19 protein-coding genes are annotated in these 20,698 nt (G+C 40.9%); 2 read left to right on the forward strand and 17 right to left on the reverse strand.

Annotated features, from left to right (window positions below):
• Positions 1–65: 65 nt before the first annotated feature.
• The 5 genes from iadA to BUA11_RS05690 form a co-directional block, all read right to left on the reverse strand.
• Entirely contained in the window at positions 66–1,226 is a 1,161-nt protein-coding gene (iadA, locus tag BUA11_RS05670) for a beta-aspartyl-peptidase (protein ID WP_072759309.1), read from the reverse strand.
• 29 nt (positions 1,227–1,255) lie between these two features.
• Positions 1,256–2,470 carry a cyclic nucleotide-binding domain-containing protein gene (locus tag BUA11_RS05675; RefSeq protein WP_072759311.1) on the reverse strand — a complete coding sequence of 405 codons (1,215 nt, stop codon included), beginning with the start codon at positions 2,468–2,470 and terminating at the stop codon, positions 1,256–1,258.
• A 58-nt stretch (positions 2,471–2,528) separates the two neighbouring features.
• Positions 2,529–3,716 carry a glycine C-acetyltransferase gene (locus BUA11_RS05680; RefSeq protein ID WP_072759313.1) on the reverse strand — a complete coding sequence of 396 codons (1,188 nt, stop codon included), beginning with the start codon at positions 3,714–3,716 and terminating at the stop codon, positions 2,529–2,531.
• 28 nt (positions 3,717–3,744) lie between these two features.
• On the reverse strand, positions 3,745–4,776 hold the full coding sequence (gene tdh / locus BUA11_RS05685; protein WP_072759447.1) for an L-threonine 3-dehydrogenase: 1,032 nt from the start codon (positions 4,774–4,776) through the stop codon (positions 3,745–3,747).
• A gap of 194 nt (positions 4,777–4,970) precedes the next feature.
• Positions 4,971–5,648: a Crp/Fnr family transcriptional regulator gene (locus tag BUA11_RS05690; RefSeq protein WP_072759315.1), complete on the reverse strand. Its 678-nt coding sequence runs from the start codon at positions 5,646–5,648 to the stop codon at positions 4,971–4,973.
• Positions 5,649–5,801: 153 nt separating this feature from the next.
• Here BUA11_RS05690 and hcp point away from each other — a divergent pair, with 153 nt between their 5' ends.
• Complete coding sequence (gene hcp, locus BUA11_RS05695) at positions 5,802–7,103, forward strand: hydroxylamine reductase (protein WP_178137750.1); 1,302 nt, start codon at positions 5,802–5,804, stop codon at positions 7,101–7,103.
• 76 nt (positions 7,104–7,179) lie between these two features.
• On the opposite strand, the gene BUA11_RS05700 is transcribed toward hcp, so the two are convergent.
• The 3 genes from BUA11_RS05700 to BUA11_RS05710 form a co-directional block, all read right to left on the reverse strand.
• Entirely contained in the window at positions 7,180–9,234 is a 2,055-nt protein-coding gene (locus BUA11_RS05700; protein ID WP_072759317.1) for a metallophosphoesterase, read from the reverse strand.
• A 77-nt stretch (positions 9,235–9,311) separates the two neighbouring features.
• On the reverse strand, positions 9,312–9,491 hold the full coding sequence (locus BUA11_RS05705; RefSeq protein WP_072759319.1) for an HTH domain-containing protein: 180 nt from the start codon (positions 9,489–9,491) through the stop codon (positions 9,312–9,314).
• Between the two features lie 55 nt (positions 9,492–9,546).
• Positions 9,547–10,719 carry an L-lactate MFS transporter gene (locus BUA11_RS05710; RefSeq protein WP_072759321.1) on the reverse strand — a complete coding sequence of 391 codons (1,173 nt, stop codon included), beginning with the start codon at positions 10,717–10,719 and terminating at the stop codon, positions 9,547–9,549.
• Positions 10,720–10,781: 62 nt separating this feature from the next.
• On the opposite strand from BUA11_RS05710, the gene BUA11_RS05715 reads away from it, so the two are divergent.
• Positions 10,782–11,747 (forward strand): YbgA family protein, encoded by a 966-nt coding sequence (locus tag BUA11_RS05715; RefSeq protein ID WP_245789549.1) that lies wholly within the window; start codon positions 10,782–10,784, stop codon positions 11,745–11,747.
• Here the strand turns inward: BUA11_RS05715 and BUA11_RS05720 are convergent.
• The 9 genes from BUA11_RS05720 to rimO are packed head-to-tail and all read right to left on the reverse strand — an operon-like array spanning position 11,744 to position 20,696.
• On the reverse strand, positions 11,744–12,961 hold the full coding sequence (locus BUA11_RS05720; RefSeq protein ID WP_072759323.1) for a D-alanyl-D-alanine carboxypeptidase/D-alanyl-D-alanine-endopeptidase: 1,218 nt from the start codon (positions 12,959–12,961) through the stop codon (positions 11,744–11,746). The genes BUA11_RS05715 and BUA11_RS05720 overlap by 4 nt on opposite strands.
• On the reverse strand, positions 12,930–13,643 hold the full coding sequence (locus BUA11_RS05725) for a biotin--[acetyl-CoA-carboxylase] ligase (protein ID WP_072759325.1): 714 nt from the start codon (positions 13,641–13,643) through the stop codon (positions 12,930–12,932). The genes BUA11_RS05720 and BUA11_RS05725 overlap by 32 nt, the downstream gene beginning before the upstream one ends.
• 37 nt (positions 13,644–13,680) lie before the next feature.
• The gene (murJ, locus tag BUA11_RS05730) at positions 13,681–15,114 is read right to left on the reverse strand and encodes a murein biosynthesis integral membrane protein MurJ (protein ID WP_072759327.1); all 1,434 of its coding nucleotides are present in this window, start codon (positions 15,112–15,114) and stop codon (positions 13,681–13,683) included.
• Between the two features lie 39 nt (positions 15,115–15,153).
• Complete coding sequence (gene rny / locus BUA11_RS05735; protein ID WP_072759453.1) at positions 15,154–16,707, reverse strand: ribonuclease Y; 1,554 nt, start codon at positions 16,705–16,707, stop codon at positions 15,154–15,156.
• Positions 16,707–17,192: a regulatory protein RecX gene (locus BUA11_RS05740; RefSeq protein WP_084634378.1), complete on the reverse strand. Its 486-nt coding sequence runs from the start codon at positions 17,190–17,192 to the stop codon at positions 16,707–16,709. Before BUA11_RS05740 ends, rny begins: the two co-directional genes overlap by 1 nt.
• Complete coding sequence (gene recA / locus BUA11_RS05745) at positions 17,170–18,222, reverse strand: recombinase RecA (RefSeq protein WP_072759329.1); 1,053 nt, start codon at positions 18,220–18,222, stop codon at positions 17,170–17,172. Before recA ends, BUA11_RS05740 begins: the two co-directional genes overlap by 23 nt.
• Entirely contained in the window at positions 18,212–18,784 is a 573-nt protein-coding gene (thpR, locus tag BUA11_RS05750; RefSeq protein WP_072759332.1) for an RNA 2',3'-cyclic phosphodiesterase, read from the reverse strand. Before thpR ends, recA begins: the two co-directional genes overlap by 11 nt.
• Before the next feature lie 44 nt (positions 18,785–18,828).
• Positions 18,829–19,416 carry a CDP-diacylglycerol--glycerol-3-phosphate 3-phosphatidyltransferase gene (gene pgsA / locus BUA11_RS05755; protein WP_245789553.1) on the reverse strand — a complete coding sequence of 196 codons (588 nt, stop codon included), beginning with the start codon at positions 19,414–19,416 and terminating at the stop codon, positions 18,829–18,831.
• Complete coding sequence (rimO, locus tag BUA11_RS05760) at positions 19,413–20,696, reverse strand: 30S ribosomal protein S12 methylthiotransferase RimO (RefSeq protein ID WP_072759334.1); 1,284 nt, start codon at positions 20,694–20,696, stop codon at positions 19,413–19,415. Before rimO ends, pgsA begins: the two co-directional genes overlap by 4 nt.
• Positions 20,697–20,698: the final 2 nt, after the last annotated feature.

Genomic DNA, 20,698 nt, shown 5'->3' on the forward strand with positions numbered 1-20,698 from the left:
TTATATTTTTCTTGCCCATAATGTGAATTTGGCAATTATAGGCAACTATAAAGCCACACACAAGACTATTTAAATATTCTGGGCTTCACAATGCCATCTTTCATAACGAATTCTCCACGCGAGACTACTGTGCTAATTTTCCATGATTCTAAATCAATAACCACAAAATCTGCATCATATCCTTTTGATATCTTGCCTTTTTTCATGTTAAAAACTTTCGCGGGGTTGGTCGTTGATATCTTCAGTGCATCTTCAAACGGAACGCCTTTTTCAACCACACGCTTGAGCGTATGGGGAACAGATGATACACTTCCAACAGATAGCCCTAAGAATCTACCATCTTTGTCAAATCTCGGAAGACTTCCTTGTCCATCTGACGAGATAGTGACATTATCGAGCATTTTGTTCTCATAAATCTCTACGATGCAGTTGACTGTATTAAATGATTCGATTTCATTAGGCAACTCTTCTGGTTGCAAAGCGGTTAGATCTATCGTTCCTCCCTTTTTGATAAATTCGAGCCCTTGTTCAAAGAGTGTTCTATTCCGGCTCATGTGCGTTGGGTACAGATGGTGAATTGGAATCTCGGTCGTATCGATAAGTTTAAACAGATAATCTATACCACTACTTCCAGCTCCCACATGGAAATTAACAATTCCAGGCTTTCCAGATAAGAGCGATGCAACCCTTGTATCAGCCACAATTCGGGCTATTTCCTCAAACGTTGGCTGGGATGACCTGTGATCAGAAATCGCTATTTCACCAACACCTATGACTTTATCAATTAGAACTATATCCTTCATCACCGAACCAGTGAAAGTAACAGGTGGCACCCTGTATGAGCCTGTATAAATATAGGTGTTTATACCTTCCGTTTCAAGCGATTTCGCCTTTGCATACAAATTTTCAAGGCTTCTCGTAATCCCATCAGTTCCAAGACAACCAATCACTGTTGTGATGCCATTCTTCACACACTCAGAAAAATCCAACTCGGGTGTTCTCGTTACAAATCCGCCTTCGCCACCACCGCCTGTTATATGAACATGAGGATCGATCAAGCCTGGAATCAAATACAAACCATTTGCATCATAGATTTCTATTTCGAAAGGCAGTACATCGGTATTTATACTTTCGCCCACGTACAAAATCTCTTTATCGAATACGATATCTTTGACGCCTAAATATTCTGGAGCAAATACTTTCACATTTTTGATCATCCTTACCATCGCAATTCCTCCAAAACAACGACTGTCCTCTACAGAGTAATCGTGCCGTCAAATGATACTTTAAATCCAAGATGCTTAGCTTCCTCTATTACTCTCTCGGAATTTACATCGACAAGATACGCTATATCTCTCACTGTTATTTTTGTCTTGCCAAAGAGTTCGGAAAAGTACTTAAGTGCGCTTATCGTTCTTTGAGCTGGATTTGATTGATACCGTATCTCAAGTAATCTCTTGACTTGCGATATCCTTCTCAGTTGAGACTCGCATATCTTCAGTATAAAGCCTGGGTTTGTAGTAATCGTCTTATTTATAACCTCGGCATTGAGCGGGATGAATGCGGTAGGTGAAAGCGTGTACAGTGTGACCATCCTTACTTTTGAATCCAAGAAAGCGCCTTCTCCCACGAATTCTCCGGGTCCAACTATTGAAAGCAGTACTTCTTTGTCTTCGAGAAGTTTCACTGCTTTCAGATATCCTTTCAATATCAAATACCCTTCCAAAGCAGCTTCACCCTCGAGCGTAATTATGGTATTGGCAGGAACAAATAGACCAGCTTTCATGTACATTTCAAGTATCTCCTGCTTTTGACCACCTTTGAAGAAATTAACAAGGTACGCATATGAAAGCAAATCGCTGTATTCGTTTGGATTGAGCCTCTTGAAGTGTATTTCGGCTCTTTCAGGATCCGTTACCATACTTAGGAGAGTATGCCATACCATTATCTCCTTTTTGAGCTCTTCGCTTGTCACCTGAGCCATCATCTTAGCAAATATCTCCATCGCTTCTCTATAATAACCGCCCACATAAAATCTCTTGGATTGCAAGATATCTTGAAAGATATTATCAGTCAATTTGTAAGCCCCCGGGTGCAGTCTATTGAAAAAACGCAGTTTATCGGGTCCAACGTATTCTGGTATTTCCCGAGATTCTGCAAGCTCTGAATCTATAACCAACAATCGCTGGGCTATTGAGGAAACCATGCTTCTCAATATTCTGTCAGAATATTCGGACGAAAGAATTTCACTTGAATTCACTGAATAGAGTGTAGTTTCCGAAAGTGTAACAACGCTCTCTTCTGAAGGGATATTATAAATACCCCACTCACCGATTGTACCGCTTTCTATCTGTTTTTCTTTTCTAAAGAGCTTTACGCTAATAGAGCCGTTAACTATGTAGTAAATCGATTGCGGAACCTCACCTTCTTTATATATAACACTGTTCGGAGGATAAGTGATGAGCTTCATAATCCTCACCTCTAATGTGCAAAATTAAACCGGGTGAGAACCACCCGGTTTGATTTTATCATATCACCGCCAATTTCTTCCCAACCTTTTCAAATTTTTCAAGTGCAAAGTCGAGATCTTCTTTTGAGTGTACCGCACTTATCATTACTCTTATTCTTGCTTTTCCTTTTGGCACCGTTGGGTATCCTATCGCTTGAGCGAATATGCCTTCTTCAAACAGTTCTTTACTGAATTGGCTTGCAACCTTTGCATCGTAAAGCATTACTGGCGTTATCGGTGTCTGACTTACGCCAAGGTCAAAACCCAGCTTTCTCATTTCAGTTTTGAAGTATGAAGCATTATCCCAGAGCTTTCTGACTCTTTCGTCGCTCTCTTGGAGTATCTTGACCGCTTCAAGACACGCAGCCACATCTGCCGGTGTAAGGCCCGTGCTGAACAAGAATGGTCTTGCTTTCTGTTTCAAGTACCTGACAAGCGTTTCTTTACCTGCAATGTATCCACCAAGCACGCCGAACGCTTTCGATAACGTGCCTATTTCCATATCAACTCTGCCGTGCAACCCGAAATGATCCACTATACCGCGCCCACCACGTCCAAGCACACCCTCACCATGTGCGTCGTCGACCATTACAGCAGCTCCGTATTTGTCTGCAAGCTCGACTATCTCAGGCAGTGGTGCTATATCTCCATCCATACTGAAAACACCATCAGTAACGATAAGTATTCTTCTTGCTTTCTGAACATCTCTCGCTTCCTTAAGCCTTGCTTCGAGTTCGTTCATGTCGTTGTGTTTGTATACATACCTCTTGGCTTTTGAAAGCCTTACACCATCGATTATACTCGCATGGTTAAGCTCATCGGAAATGATAGCGTCTGATTCATCTCCAAAAATTGTCGGGATCGCTGCTTGGTTTGCTATAAATCCTGACTGAAGGAATATCGTAGCATCGGCACCTTTAAATTCTGCAAGCGCTTTTTCGAGTTCTTCGTGAATTTTCATCGTACCAGCGATCGTTCTAACAGCCCCAGGTCCAACACCCCATTCTTGGGTTGCTTTTATCGCTGCCTGTTTCAGCCTTTCGTCGTTAGCAAACCCGAGGTAATTGTTCGAACAAAGATTAAGTACTCTCTTGCCATTGATTACAATCCATGCTCCCTGCGGTGATTCCAACGTGCGGATATTTATCAAAAGTCCCTCATTCTTAAGAGCTTCCATTTCATCTTCGAGAATCTTGTAATCGAACATACAAACCCTCCTTTTCCTCTACGGCACATTAGTCAAGATTAAGAACAACTTTTCCGCATTGCTTATTGAGCATCAATTCAAATCCTTTTTCCCACTGGTCAAATGGAAGCACGTGAGTCACGACTTTTGAGAGGTCAACTTTCTTTGTCCTCAACAGCTCATCTGCGATTCTCCAAGTTTCGAACATGCGCCTTCCGGTTATGCCGTACATTGTGAGGCCTCTCATAGTTAGCAATGCATCGATATTGATATCGATCTTGCCGCCGAATATACCAAGAACGGATACCTCTCCGCCCATCGTCACGCATTTCAAACCATCTTCAAATGCTTTTCTATTTCCGCTCATTTCGAGCAATACATCGACACCATCGTCAAGCAATTTATAAACTTCTCTTACAAGATCCTTCTCCGCAGGATTTATTACTACATCTGCTCCATTTTCTCTCGCCATTTGGATTCTAAGCGGATCAACCTCGGAAACTATTACCGTACTTGCTCCTGCAACTTTAGCAACTTGTATCGCCATTAAGCCTATCGGACCAGCACCTGTTATGAGTACAGTCTTTCCGAGAAGGTTTGTTACGGAAGCTGTGTGTATAGCGTTACCAAACGGCTCCATTACAGACGCGAAATCCAGAGGTATCTCTTTTGAAAAGCGCCACAGAACAGTTTCTGGTATAACCGCGTACTCTGCAAAGATACCGTTTGTATCCACGCCAAGTATTTTCAAATTCTTACAGATGTGCATTCTTCCCGTTTTACACTGATAGCAGTGCTCGCAAGGAATGTGCGTCTCCGCCGCAACTAAATCGCCCACTTTAACTTGTGTTACCGCACTACCTACCTCTACAACTTCACCAGCCATTTCATGTCCGGTTATCAGTGGTGGGATGATTCGAGACTGCGACCATTCATCCCATTTGTATATATGTATATCCGTACCACATATTGAAGCACGCCTTATTTTAACAAGCACATCTCTTGGTCCAAGTTCCGTTGGCTTTTCAACTTCTGTCATTACAAGCCCTGGTCCTGCTGTTTGCTTCATTATAGCTTTCATTGTTACTGTCCCCAATTTAACCGCCTCCTTTGTTTAAAAGCTTTTCTTCTGGCAATACAATTATACAACCTCGGAGTTTATCGAAAAACTTTCGCAAAGCTGAAATAACTGAGCATACAGAAGAAAATTAGCAATTCGAACGTTATTAGTACAAAAATTCACTTATTTTCAGCCATATGCACTTTTATAATCCATTATCCAAATTCAGCATAGTCTTGCACATAGTCGATATCGTTGACTTTCACGCGTTTTCCTTCCATCTCAATAATTCCAAGCTTCTCAAGCTCCACAAACACCCTTGAAAGCGCAGGGCGTGTGGCGCCGAACTCTCTTGAAAGCTCTTCTTTCGTCATATCAAGTGTAACAACAGGACTTTTCTGCTCTTCCATTAGTCTCACAAGATATGAACACACTTTTTGGACGAGGTTTTTCATTGTTATTTCATAAAACCTATCGGTGATGAAGACAAAAGCATCGCTGACGTATCTAAGGTAATTCCTCAGCAGTTGCTCGTTTTTCATCATGTATGAAACGAACCTATCCTTTTCGATGCTTAGGAAAACAGAAGGTTGAGCGGTTTCGACATCAACAGGGTACTTGGCTTCCGTTGAGAATATAACCGCAGCTGCGAGCAATTTCGGGGCGAACATATGGTCAATTTGTAAAACGTGGCCCTCTGGATTTGTAAAAAGCCCAAACGCTTCACCTTCAACTAAAAACAACATCTCATCGCACTCATCATTCCTTGAACGCACCAGCTCTTTCGAATCGTACCTTTGAATTTTCGCATACCGCATAAGTTCTTCTATGCATTTCTTCTCAACACCGGCAAATACCTCGCACTTTTGAAGAGCTTCTATGTATTTTTCCATAAAGTTCCCTCCGTTTGAGACACGACTATTTCTCTAAAATTGTAACATAGGTTACGGAATTATATTTGAAGTTATATTAAACTTATCTTGGAAACCTCAGGTTATTCGAAATCAAAGAATATTAAAAGGTATTATTTTAGGAGGTGTTTTGAGATGGCGTTGAACATGTTCTGTTATCAGTGTTCACAAGCGATGAACGGCGAAGCATGTACTATCACAGGTGTGTGCGGCAAAGATCCTGTTGTTTCAAGATTGCAAGATAACTTGGAGTACATACTCAAAGGTATATCTGCGTATTACTACCATGCAAGAGAACTCGGTTACAAAGATGAGGAAATTGCAGCTTTCCTCAGTGAAGGGCTCTATTCAACCCTCACAAACGTGAATTTCGATGCTCAGGAGTTTGTGAATTTGGCTCTCAGAGCTGGTATGATGAACTTCAAAGTCATGCAACTACTCAAGAAGGCACATATTGAAACGTACGGTGAGCCGATGCCGACAGAAGTGGAAACGGGTACAAAAGAAGGACACGCGATAATCGTCACTGGACATAATCTCAAAGCTCTTGAAGAGCTCCTTAAACAAGTTGAAGGCACGGATGTGTACGTCTACACGCACTCTGAAATGCTCCCAGCACACGGATATCCCGGATTGAGAAAATACAAGAACTTAGCTGGAAACCTCGGAGGCGCTTGGTTTGATCAAAGGGACCTCTTTGACAAAATTCCCGCAGCGATACTCGGAACGAGTAACTGCGTACTGTTGCCAAAAGAATCCTATAGAGACAGAATGTTCACAACATCGATTGCAAGGCTTCCCGGCGTAAAGCACATTGAAGGTTACGACTATTCGGAAGTTATAGCGAAGGCAAAGTCATTGCCAAAGCTCCCAGAACAACCCGGAAAGTACAAGCTCACAACAGGATATTCTGCAAGCGTTGTTAAATCTTTAGCGGGAAAGATTAAAGAACTTGTTGAAGCTGGAAAGATAAAACACTTCTTTGTTGTTGGCGGATGCGATACCCCAACAAGACGCGGTGCATACTACAGAGAATTCGTCGAAAAACTTCCAAAGGAAACAGTAGTTATAACACTTGCGTGTGGTAAGTTCAGAATCAACGACTTACAACTCGGCGATATTGAAGGTATTCCAAGACTCATCGACGTTGGTCAATGCAACGATACAATCGTAGCACTCGAAATAGCCATGGCGCTCTCTGAAACGTTCGGTGTTCCTGTCACAGAGCTCCCGCTATCACTCGTGCTCACATGGATGGAACAGAAAGCTGTTGCAATACTGTGGACACTACTTGCACTTGGACTCAAAGGAATCTACATAGGTCCTGTATTGCCAGCTTGGGTCAATAAAGAAATTCTTGAAGTGCTCGTTAAGAACTACGATTTGAAACTCATAGGGCAACCGGAAGAAGATATAAAGGCGATTTTAAAGGTATAAGAAACCTTAAATTCGAACCGATTTTGAAAAATAAAAAAGCGCAGGGCTGAAATGCCCTGCGTTATTTGTAATTGATTCACGTTGAACCTATTCTTATCATCTTCACACTCCCGTCCGCAAAAGCCACAATAAATGTTCCGGGATTTGAAGTTGGTACAACATGCGTCACATAAGAGGGTCCTGCAAAGTACTTTGAGAAACTTCCCGTCGTTATGTCTATTAAAGCTATCTCACCTGAGTTTGTTCCAATTATTAAATGATTATCGCTCAAAACTCTCGGCGATGAAAAACTTATCGGCGAACCTGTATTTGCTTTCCAGACCAACTTTCCGTTTTTGTCAAATTTATACACCGTTCCCCCAAGTGAAGATACAAAGATGAAATCTTTGAATTTTTCAACTGAGGAATATCCAACCGTTATGTTGCCGGCTTCCCATTTTTTAGTCTTGTCTTTTAAATTCACACCAACAACTTTGCTTCCGGTGGTTGTATAGAAGAGCCATTCGTCAATCACCGCAGGTTTACACGCACCCGCTGTGTAGTATCCGCTTCCCGTGTCTATTCTATCTGTAAGCCTTCCATCTTCGGCTATGATATAGATACCTCCGCCCCAAGATGTTTGGTAATACACTCCATTCTCAAAATAAGCTTCTGATTGTACTAACCCCTTTAAATCGTGTTTGGCTATTATCTGGAGATCTGACTTTCGAATCACATAACCAAACCTACCTGCACCAACGAGTAGTGTTGATTTTCCATTTGAAATTGTATAAATTGGTTCGTTAAGTTTTATCTTCTTCAAAATCTTTCCTGTCTTGGTTTCAATAACATACATATTACCATCGATATCGCCAATGAAGAACGACGTACCCGAATCACTTTCACTAACTATATTCGCGAAAACAGGACCAATCTTCATCTTCCAAGTCTCTTTTCCATCCTGCAAAAACAAAACCGTGCCCGAGTAATCAGCTACGATTATCCCACCATCTACTTCTATCGGCTTTGAATAAATAGCTTCCTGTAATTCATACGACCAAATGAGTTTTAACTTAGCATCAGTGTTTATGGCGCTTTTTAATGTGTAAAATCTATGAATAGTGTATCCTTTTGAGTAGCCATAGAGTGATAAAAAGTTGATGCCTAAATCGGTTGTAACGTTGCCTATTTCAAAGCTGGTTTTGGAAGTATCTTTTAGAGTTCGTTCAAGGAGAATCTTGCCGTTGGAAATCGCTTTAATTCTGTTGTATTTTGAAGGGTTGGCAGATATAGAGATTTTTCCGTCTTTGTTTTCTATTGAAGGCGATAGATTTTTTTCAATAGCTTCCGGTATTAGAGATACAGATTTTAATAATTCAAATTTATCAAATTCAAGCGAGTATCTCCAGATATGTAAAGCCGCTTCGTCCCAGCTTACAATGGTCATATACCCATCCTTTGCTGCTCCAATCATCTGAAACCATGTCCCGTTGTAATTTCCTGCATAAGAATAGCTGTGCCCATGTCCGTACAAAACCAAAGGTACTCTGTATTCTAAAAGCATATTCATCAACTTCCAGCCGTCGTCGGTATAATTCGAAGGACCACCGAACGGATGGTGGCACAATATAATCGGAATTTTCTTTTCAACTCCTGCACTCTTGAGAGTGTTTTCAACCCACTTCAACTGCTCGTTGCCAATATGACCAACTTGCTGGAATGGGACAGATGTATCTATGCCTATAAATAATAACTTATCCACAGTCTCTTGGAAGAATTCATATGGAACATTCGACAGCCTTTTTGATTTTCTGAATATATCGCTCCAACGCACATCATGATTTCCAAGGGTATATCTGTACTTGATACCCGATTTATCAAGCACCGAAATGGCTTTCCACAATTTCGAAAATTCCACATCGCTACCCATCTCCGTCAAGTCACCTGTCAAAAATACGTAACTCGGCTTCAGTTCAAGGAGCTTTTTAAACAGAGTATCCGTGATATTCGAGCGGTATGGATAGTGCAGATCGCTCAGTACCGCTACAAAACCCTTATGCGATAAGAATGGTATTTGAGCAAATACGGTAGATGAGAACAAATATATAAAGGTTAGAAACAGAATTAGTAATAACAAAAACTTAGCTCGCACGATTTCCCTCCTAACGCGAAACAAAGTGGTATAAATAGCACAAACCCGCCTCGGGAATCCTCGGCGGGTTTGATTGGTTATTTCTTTGCTTGATAAAAACACCTTTTTGGAGATTCGATCTTGCCCTCGTTTTTCAGCTCTTTAATGGCTTTATCAACCTCTTCTTTTGAAAGGCTTGCCTTCTCGGCGATATCTCCCGGCCTCAGCGGTTTGTCTGATTCGAGTAACACTTTGAATACAAGTTCTTTCTTGTCCATGATTACACCCCCTACATTAAATTCGTTCCACAGTATTTATTATATCATGAGTCATTTACCTAACGTTTTCGTTTACCCTCAAATAAACGTTTGCAACAACAACAGCGATAATGGCAAGAAGAGCTATCGGATATACGACATACTTGTAGCTTCCAAATAAGTCTTTGATTATGCCAGCTGATAGATTTCCAAAAATTGCGCCAAAACCGTATGCGGTAAATACAATTCCATAGTTTTGACTTTGATATTTATTCCCAAAGAACTTCGAAGTTAGATACGGCGCCATTGCGAGCCATCCACCGAATGTTAACCAGAAGAGTGAGAATGAAACTACGAAAGAGATTGGAGAATGAGTATACGCCAACAACAAAGATGATAAAATAACCAAGACATAGGATACCGAAATCGTTACTTGTGGTAAGATAATGTCTGACAACAAGCCAAAAAGCGGCCTGCCTATTCCGTTAAATGCCGAAAAGATAGCGGTTAAAATGGGCATCGTCTTTTCGTCAATCCCTATAACCTCTTCTCCGAAAGGTGCGGTGATTCCGATGATCATCAATCCGATAAACGTACTTGCCATAAAGCAAAACCAAAGTGCATAGAATTTTTTATTTTTGAGCATCTGTCTTGGAGAAGTCGAACCATCGTTGCTATCTGATTCAAAACCAGAATCTTTCGGAAATTTGAATGGTATAGACAGCAGCGTGATCAAGAGCAGAAAAGCCATTCCCAAAATCCTAAATGCAGGAAAGACTCCGTAGGAAGTAATCAACTTTTTAGCCAATGGCGCTGTGACAAACGGTGAAAGCCCAAATCCAGCGATGAGAACTCCCAAAGCTAGTCCTTTTTTCTCGTTGAACCACTTTGAAACAACACTTATTGGTATCCTATAAGCGATCCCAACACCACTGCCGGCAACAACACCGTAGGTTAGTACGAGTTGCCATAAACCCTCCGAAAACGATGCAAGTATCCATCCAAGTCCAACTAATATACCGCCGAAAATTAGGACGTTTCTCGGGCTGTGCTTAGCTACTAACTTGCCACCAACAGGCATCAACAAAGAGTAAAATGTCAAAAAGAACATGAATGGCAAGCTACTTTCAACCGAAGAAAGACCCATCATGTTCTCAAGCGGTTTTCTGAATATGCTCCACGAGTACACAGTTCCAAGACAGATAAATATGACTATCCCAAAGACGACGTAAATCCATCTTGATTTCATGTTTTACCCCCTTCTGTGACTTATTAATTTATATATGCTATAATTTAACGAGGGGTGATGTTATGAATATGCCAAAACCTAAGATAGTTGTAAGCCGCTGCTTTTTCGAACACACAAGGTATGACGGAGGGATTATTTCAAGCGAAATTGTGAAAAAGTTGGAAAAGTACTGCGAATTCGTAAGGGTTTGTCCAGAGGTTGAAATTGGTCTGCCAATTCCAAGAGAGCCGATAGACGTATTTTTAATCAACAACGAACTGAAGCTTTTGAACAAAGCCCGTACGGTTGACTTGACAAACAAAATGTACAACTTTGCGGATGGATTTTTGGAAAACGTAAAAGGCATCATAGACGGCATGATACTAAAGTCGAAGTCTCCATCGTGTGGTTTAAACGATGCAAAGCTGTACGGTGAAAATGGGCGTGTTGTTTCAAAGACCGCAGGTCTTTTTGCAAAGACGATGGTTGAAAAATTACCAGAAATAGCCATAGAGAGCGAAATGCGACTTACAAATGACAAAATAAGGTTCGAATTCTTCACTTTCATTTTCAAACACGTAGAGTTCAGAAGCATAAAATCGAAGAATGAACTCATTGAATTCCACTCAAAGAACAAGTATCTGTTCCTTGCAAAGAACGAGAAGATTATGAGAGACATGGGAAGACTCGTTGCACAGAAAGGCTTTAATAACGAAACGCTCAAAGAATACCACAGCATGTTAGTTAAATTACTTAAAACTCCAATTAAGAGAAGTAAAATCATCAACATGCTGTTGCATGTGTACGGGCATTTTAAGGACATTATAAACCTCGAGGAAAAGGCGTATTTCATGGATTTAATCGAAGATTATAAGAACGGGATTGTAAATCTGCAATCGGTTCTCAGCGTATTAAAATCTTGGGCAATCAGGCATTCGGAATCATATATTAAGAATCAATCCCTATTCGAGCCTTATCCGAGAGAACTCGATGCGATAGATTTAAGAGCCGATATAAAGAACGAAGAAAGACTGGAAGAAAAGAATTAGTAGTTATTCCACACGTACCTAATTATCTCGTCGTGGTATTGCATAACCACGTAAGTTGGCGTAATAAAGTTGTTAACCATTATCGCAAAAGCTACCTTTCTTCCTGTTCTTGTAATCATCACTCCTGCGATGTTTGAAACTTTTTGAAGTGTACCGGTTTTTGCATACAAGGTTATATCACCGAGTCGGCCCTGCATAGTTCCTTCTTTTCCAGAGATCGCGAGCGTAGATATGAATCCGTCAAGACCACCGTAATTTCTGTATGCGTATAGTAACACCTGCACAACGGAGTAAGGGGTCAAAAGGTTATACGTCGAAAGACCGCAAGCGTCATTGAGTTTTAAAGGGTAGTACTCCCCAAAAAGCCTCTTGTAAAAATCATTCATAACTTTTAGAGAATTGTATACGTTGGCATACCCGTAAACCCTTAGACCAACTGTTCTTAAAATCTGTTCAGCGTAAGAGTTGCTGCTGAATTTATTCGCAACGCTTATTAGGTTTTTTAACGGCACCGATTTCATAACAATAAACTCCCGATAGTCGCTGTTCAGTTTGCCAATCATTACCGAGCCGTTGACACGAATTCCATAATTTCTTAGTATAGAAAGCACCTGAGAACCATAATTTATAGCTACGGCGTTGGCATCGTATGGTGAGAAAGAATTAGTGTTTTCTTTGAGAACGAGTGCATCGATGCTTGGATTCTTGTAATCCCATTCCCATCCAACTCCCCATCGTTCGTTTGAGAAAAACGAATTATCGATAACTATGTTCCCGGTTATCTCCTTGACACCTTCTTGAACGAATTTGTAGAGATGCTCTTTCAAGATCTCAACGCTCATCGACGGGTCGCCGTTGCCTTTTATGATAATATTTCCTCTTAATGTGGGAGATATATTTCCTCTTGGCACGTAAACGGTTGTCGTATATCTGAACTCCGGTCCAAGCACATCCCAAGCAACGAGTGTCGAGAATATCTTAGTTAGCGACGCCGGTATGAACAGATTATGCTCGTTGTACTTTACAAGCATACTACCGCTATCAATATCCACAAAATATGCCCCTGCGTATCCACCCTGGGGCATTTTAGATGTGATTATTGAATAAACATCCTGTCCATTCGCACGGTTAGAAAGAATAAAAAATACGAAAATGGAAACCGAAAAAAGTATTCTTTTATTCCTATTCAACAAGCTGATGAATGCTTTGAACACCGATCACTTTACCTCCTACGTCAACGTAAAGTATGTCGTCAGATATCTTTAATACTTTTCCCTCCACAATTTCATCGTCTACTTTTACTTTTAAAACATCCCCTTCCCTTGGAACAAGATACTTTTTCCACAACTTAGTAATGTTTTCAGTCTCATTCCTGTAGTTAACCAAGATATTCCAAGCATGCTTATTGATTGAGTCTAAAAGGTATGTAATCTTTACTTTTTTTCGCAAAATGTCCTTAATCGATACAGCAACGTTCTTTAGTTCCTCAGGTATGTCGTTGTTGACATTCAAACCTATGCCTACGATTATCGCCACAACTCTATCGTTTACCGAAACGGCTTCGGAAAGTATTCCGCAAAGTTTCTTTCCGTTGTAATATATATCGTTTGGCCATTTAATGTAAGCTTTAATCTTCAGCTTCCTCAAAACTTCCACAATAGCGATAGAGAATATCTTCGTGTACACGTGAAGGTTTATGTGTATCTTCGGTTTAAACAACACAGAGTACCACAGTCCACCTTCAGGTGAGTACCAAGAACGCCCCATGCGCCCCTTACCAGCAGTCTGCTTAATCGCAACTACAATAGCACCATCGTGGAAGGATTTGTAATTTCTCTTCAAAAATTCGTTCGTACTATCGATTTCATACAAAACTTCTATCTCTTCGCCTATCATTCGTCAGCTCCCCTTGATTTTGATTTAAAAGACTGTATTATCTTCTCCTCTTTAAGAATTCCTTCACTCTACCTCTCAGGAAAACAGCTGAGAGAAGTAAATACACGAGCGCTCCAAATACGGTTGCCGGTATAACCCAAATGCGACGGGTTGATATACTGATGAAGTAGTAAGTCAGAATTCCCATCAAAACAGCTGAAAGAAGAATATACAAGTCGTCTTTCTCAAAAAGCCTTTTGTCTTGCTCTTTTGAAAGTAAGTACAGAAATCCGATAATTCCCGCAACGCTCGTGGCAAGCGCGACGCCTACAGGTCCGTACTTCAAACCAACTAACAAGTCCATAACTACATTAGAAATCGCTACGATTGTAGTAGCTTTGAGAGGTGTTTTCATATCCTTCATCGCATGTCTTGCACGTGCCATCGTTGAATACATGCCATAAAAAGGCAGTCCAACGACGTATGCATTCAGAACTTGCGCAGTAATTCTCGTATCGTTTGCCGTGAACTGACCGTATTCGTAAAATAGCCTCAGAATAGGCTCGTCAAGGACTATTAAACCAACGGTTGCAGGTACGGTGAAGAAAAGTGTTGATGTTAACCCGCTCTTCAGATGTTTGCTGTAGTTAGTCCTGTCGTTGCTTATAGTCGAGAGGATAACAGTTGCCACAGCTACACCAAACAAACCATAAGGGAGCATGTAAAACCTCGAAGCGTATTGTAAATACGACACGCCACCGCCATAACCTTTGCTGTAGTACGAGACGACGTTAGTATCCACAATGCTGTTAATTTGCGAAATGGACATCGCTAAAAAGCTGGGCCAGAACAATTTTAAAAAGGTCTTCGTGTATTTAAAGCTCAATTTGAGCCTGTGCCTTCTCAAAGGATATGCAAGAGCCAAAAACGCAGCTGCTTCGCCTATTAAAAAACCCCAGGTAGGACCAAAGATGCCAATACCCGGGATGAGCATAAAGAGTATGATCACGATGTTCGGAATTATAGGTGTAAGTGCCGGATAAAAAAACTTTCCTCGCGTGTTTTCTATCGAATATGTTATCGCCCACCAAAAAATGAAGAGTATCGATGGTGCTGTGATTCTTGTCAAGAGTCTTATCAGTTCTTTTGTCTGTTCAGCTGCTCCGGAACTGAAAAGGTAAACAACTATATCAGGAAATATCATTACTAATGCAACAATTACCAAAAGAACGAGTGTGAAACTTGTCAAAACGGAAGACAAGAATTCATCTTTCTCTTCTGCTTCGGCATAGAGTGGTACAAAAGCTGACGTCATCGCACCTTCACCAAAGACCCTGCGCAGAAAAAACGGAAAGAGTATGGCGACAAAATAAGCATCAGCTTGCCACGAAGTTCCGAACTTCGAAGCCATGAGCATGTCTCGAACAAGGCCGAGTATTCTGGAAAGAAACGTTGCTACAGCAAATGCTAAGCTACTTATTATTACACTCACTTATTACCCTCCGATTTCTGCTAAGAATCAATATTCGCATTATTTTGCGTAAGAGACTGATCTCTTTTCTCTTATAACTACGACTTTCAAAACACCTGGGTACTGCAACTCGTTTTCTATCCTGACAGATATATCGTGCGCCATTTTTTCTATAGTTGCATCGTCTGTTTTGTCTGGCTGAACGATTACTCTGATCTCCCTACCAGCTTGGATAGCATACGCATTCTCAACGTACTTGTAGCTCTTCGCTATCTCTTCAAGTTTCATGAGCCTCTTTATGTAGTTTTCAACATCTTCTCTTCGCGCTCCAGGTCTTGCTGCCGATATAGCATCAGCGGCAGTGACTATCGCTGCTTCCGGTGTAATAGGCTCTTCTTCTCCGTGGTGTGCCATTATCATGTTGATTATTTCATCAGACTCGCCGTATCTCTTTAAAATCTCTGCACCTATTGTCGTGTGCGAGCCCTCAACTTCGTGGTCTAACGCCTTACCGATATCGTGCAATAAACCACCGCGCTTTGCTTTGTCAACGTTCAAACCAAGCTCGGAAGCGAGCAGTCCTGCGATCTGAGCAACTTCCATAGAATGATAGAGGACGTTCTGACCGTAGCTTGTCCTGAATTTCAACCTACCAAGTAATTTAACAATTTCCGGATGCAGTCCACCAACACCAACAGTTATTATCGCTTCTTGACCTGCTTCTTTAATCTCTTTTTCTACTTCCACTTTTGCCTTTTCGTACATCTCTTCTATTCTCGCAGGATGTATCCTACCATCTTGTACTAATTTCTCTATGGTTCTTCTCGCTATTTCTCTCCTAAGTGGATTGAATGAGCTGAGAGTAACAACTTCCGGTGTGTCATCAATGATCAAATCAACACCAGTGATTTTCTCAAACGTTCTTATGTTCCTTCCTTCTCTACCGATCAATCTACCTTTCATATCATCGTTAGGAAGCATAACGGTGCTGATCGTGACCTCGCCAGTGTACTCGGGCGCATATCTTTGAATCGCATCTGCAATAACTTTCTTTGCATGTTTTTCAGCTTCATCTTCGTATCTTGACTTTATCTGTACAAAAATCTTTGCAACTTCGTGTTCGTACTTTTCGCGTGCTTCTTGGAGAACAATTTCCCTTGCTTGTTCGTGAGTAATACCTGCAAGTTGTATAAATCTCTGCTCGATTTCTTTTTCTTTTTCATCAAGTTCCTTAGCTTTAGTTTCAAGTTCAATCTTCATGTTATCTACAAATAACTCGCGCTTGTCGAGCATTTCTTCACGCTTACTGAGCATTTCTTCACGCTTTAGAATTCTTTCCTCAAGTGCCTTAATTTCTTCTTCTCTGCGCTTTCGTTCTTTTTCTATCTCTTCGCGTATCTGGTGTGCTTCTTCTCGTGCCTCGATGATCATCTTCTTCTTAATCTCAGAAGCTTCTTTTTCAGCGTTCTTTACAATAGTCTCAGCATCTTCTTTGGCGGCTTTCAATTTCTTCTCGATGCTTTCTTCCGCTTTTTTCCTACCTATTGTTGAACCAAAGAAATACCCTGCTGCAATGCCTATAACTAAACCTATAACGATGTATATCAAATCCATCATTTCCAATCACCTCCGAAACCTTGCCTGTATAGTTTTTCTCTTTTCTTCTGTTCATCCAAATTCTGCGTTATTTTCTCAATAATTTCGTTAACATCAACTTCTTCGAGTACTTTTTTGATTGCATCTTCGATTATGTACTCATCAACGTGCAGCTGTCGAAGTTCGTATCGAATTCTGTACGGTCCTTTGTAGTGTATCACAAGGGAATCGTACGCATACAGATATGCAAACTTTTCATCGTCTATAAACCCTCGTTCTTTGAGCTTTTGGATAGTTTCTTGAATTGTCCCTTCGTCAAATCCGTCACGTTTTAGCCTATTTTCAACTTCCCATTGAGAACGTGCCCTGAATTTTATAAATCTCAGTGCAACATCAATGGGGGATTTTTTTCCCTTTTCTTTACGAACGTCTTTTTCGAACTTGTGCGAGAAATTATCGCTCTGGTCATTGTAATATTTGTTACTTCGATACTTTTTCTTCATCCTGCGTATTCTGCGTTCCTATGTTGTGGAAGTACTTTTCCCTGATTCTGTTCTCTATCTCAGTTGCAATCTCTGGATGCTCAAAGAGATAACTCACGGCATTAGACTTACCTTGACCGAGTGAATGTTCTTTTCCTGTCAAATCCTCGTATGTAAACCAACTTCCTCGCCTGTCTATGAGTCCTTCATTCACTGCCATGTTGAAAAGTTCATTTTCTCTTACTATTCCTTTTCCGTAAATTATATCCACTGTCGTTGTCCTAAATGGCGGTGCGACTTTGTTCTTGACAAATTTTATGGTGACTTCGTTTCCAACATGTTCGTTGCCCTCGACAATCTTTCCAGAAGACCTTACTTCCATTCTCATCGTTGCATAGAATTTCAGAGCGACACCACCGGTTGTTGTTTCTGGGTTTCCGTACATAACACCGATCTTCATACGCGTTTGGTTTATAAAGATTACTACCGCCTTTGATTTATTCACGTTACCTGCAAGCTTCCTTAAAGCTTGTGACATCAATCTTGCTTGAAGTCCTATCTGGGCTTCTCCCATCGCTCCTTCTATCTCGGCTCTTGGAACAAGTGCTGCAACAGAGTCGACAACTATAAGGTCCACTGCATTGCTCCTAACGAGCTCGTCAACAATGTCGAGTGCTTGCTCACCATAGTCAGGTTGTGAGACCAAGAGTTCAGAAAGATTAATTCCGAGGTTCCTTGCATAGTTCAAATCGAGTGCGTGTTCAGCATCAACAAAGGCTGCAATACCGCCCATCTTCTGTACAGATGCTATCGCGTGGAGAGCTATGGTCGTTTTACCACTTGACTCTGGACCGTATATTTCGATAACCCTTCCTCTCGGGTATCCACCGACTCCAGAGGCTATATCGATCGCAAGTGACCCGCTCGGAATAACTTCAACACCCTGGAGCAGGTTATCTTCACCAAGGACCATTATTGAACCTTTACCATACTGCTTTTCGATCTTGCTGATAGCCTTTTTTAAAACATCTTTCTTCATTTCATCTGGCATTTCTAACCAAACCTCCTTCAAATTTCAATTTGTACATCCATTTATAAATCGGACCTTGCGGCGTTAACGTTGAGCTGTAGATGGTAATACCATCTATAACAAGCGATACTTTTGGAACTTGAATCTCCTTAACAAGTTCTTCCCAATTATTAGGATACTCTTTGACCCTACCAAGCGTAACATGCGGAACAAAATTACCTTGGTCATCGTACTTCACCTTGCACTTAGTCAACTCAGACTTCATCTCAAGATACATCCTCTGCAAAGACTTAGTTGGTTCAAGCTTTAAAAAGAGAACGCGTGGTGATTGCTTGAATTTAAAATAACCAAAATCCACCAAGTTTGTGCTAAAAGATGGGAAACCTTGCAGCCTTTTGTTTAAAGAGAGAGCCATCGACTCGACTGCCTTTTCATCCATTTCTCCGAGGAAAAAAAGAGTTAAATGCAAATTTTCTGGTTTAGTCCATGCAGCTTTGAAACCAAGCCCCACCAATCTGTCGATAACATCTGTGGCTATTTCTCTAATTTCCTGATTAACATCAACGGCAATAAACGTTCTCACGCGAACCCCTCCATATTAATTTCTGCTTTTCGCATTTTCGCAATTTACCTGTTGAGATACTCCCTGTTTTGATAGACATATATAAGACCAGATAGCACCGTTGATATCGCAACTACATAAATGAGTACCGCGTTCAATCCGGATAGAACCCTCAATAACCTTTCCGAAGAAGACAGAGTTAGCTCCAAGAATAAACCAACTGAGAGTATCATCTGTGAAACTGTTTTGAACTTTCCGAAGATGTTTGCTGCTATAACATTTCCGGCGTCTGAAGCGACCATGCGAACGATACTCACAAGCGTATCGCGAAACACCATCACGATCACTAACCAGCCCGGCGCCATTCCGAATTCCACGAAAACTATCAAAATGGAAGTAATGAGAATCTTGTCGCTCATTTGGTCAAGAACCTTGCCCAACTTTGTCACAAGGCCGTACTTCCTTGCAAAATATCCATCAAAATAATCACTGATTGCCGCAGCGACGAAAATAACAAACGCAGAGCCATAGTTACCAAGGTACATCAACAAAACTATTATGGCTGTCGAAAAAATCCTAAGCCAACTTATGGCATTTGGTAGATTGAAGACTACGCTCTCTTTGGTTTTCTTTTCCCCAGCTCCCAAGCTCAAACTATTTCACCTTCCAGATCATATGTATCGGCTTCAGTAATCCGGACTTTTACAAAACCTTTAATACCACTGCCTTTCACAAAGACATTTCCATCAATTTCAGGTGCGTCCATATAACCACGCCCAATCAAAACCCCATTCGCCTCTTCATCAACCAATACATCAATAACACGTTCGATAAATCTCTGATTTCGCATTGCGGAAATCTCTGCTTGTGTCTCCATCAACCTGTCAAGCCTCTTTTGAGCTGTTGATGACCTTACTTTGTGGGGTAATTTGTAAGATGCAGCGTCTTCTTCATCTGAATATATGAACGCTCCGAGTTTGTCGAATTCAACGGCTCTAACAAAATCGAGCAACTCTTCGAAATCTTCGGAAGTCTCACCAGGAAATCCGAGAATGATAGAAGTCCTCAAAACAGCGTCTGGATACATAGTTCTGATCTTTTCAAAAAGCTTTTCGAGCTCACTCGGTGTTCTCGTTCTGTTCATCAGTTTCAAAATTTTGGTGCTCCCATGCTGGACTGGAATGTCAAAATATTTTACCACCTTTTCGTACGAGAAACCTTCCAAGATTTCATCTGTCACATGATCAGGATGCATGTACATAACTCTAATCCAAAAATCTCCATCAATTTTATTTAACCTTTTCAAGAGTTCTGGTAACATCTGTTTGCCGTAAATATCTATACCATATCCTGTGGTATCTTGAGCAACCAAAATAACTTCTCTCTTCCCGGATGAAACTAATGTTCTGACCTCATTTTCAATATCTTCAAGCTTTCTACTTACAAACCCCCCTTTAAATTTCGGTATCGTACAGAAAGTACAAGCTCTGTCGCAACCATCGGCAATTTTCACGTATGCGTATGGTAAATCATCGTCGACTCTACCTTCGAAATCGTACACGGCAATAGGATCCGTGATATACTTGCTCACCTTTTGAATATTCTCTGCAAGTACTTTCGGTGGTATTACACCAAACCAACCATCAACCTCTGGAATTTCATGCGGTAAGTCCTTTGGATAACGCTGCACTAAACAGCCAGTCACAAAAACTTTAAAATCTTTCTTTACCTTCTTATGTTCAACAAACTCTAAAATAGTGTCAATTGACTCTTGTTTTGCATCTACAATAAATCCACAAGTATCTACGACAACTCCATCTGCCTCTTCTAAATCATCAACAATTTCATGACCAAGCTGTTTTATGTGATGCTTAAATAAAGAAAAATCAGCCTCGTTTTTAGGACATCCGAGAACAACAATATACAACTTCAAAA

It is taken from the genome of Fervidobacterium gondwanense DSM 13020 (assembly GCF_900143265.1).
GTDB classification, from domain to species: domain Bacteria; phylum Thermotogota; class Thermotogae; order Thermotogales; family Fervidobacteriaceae; genus Fervidobacterium; species Fervidobacterium gondwanense.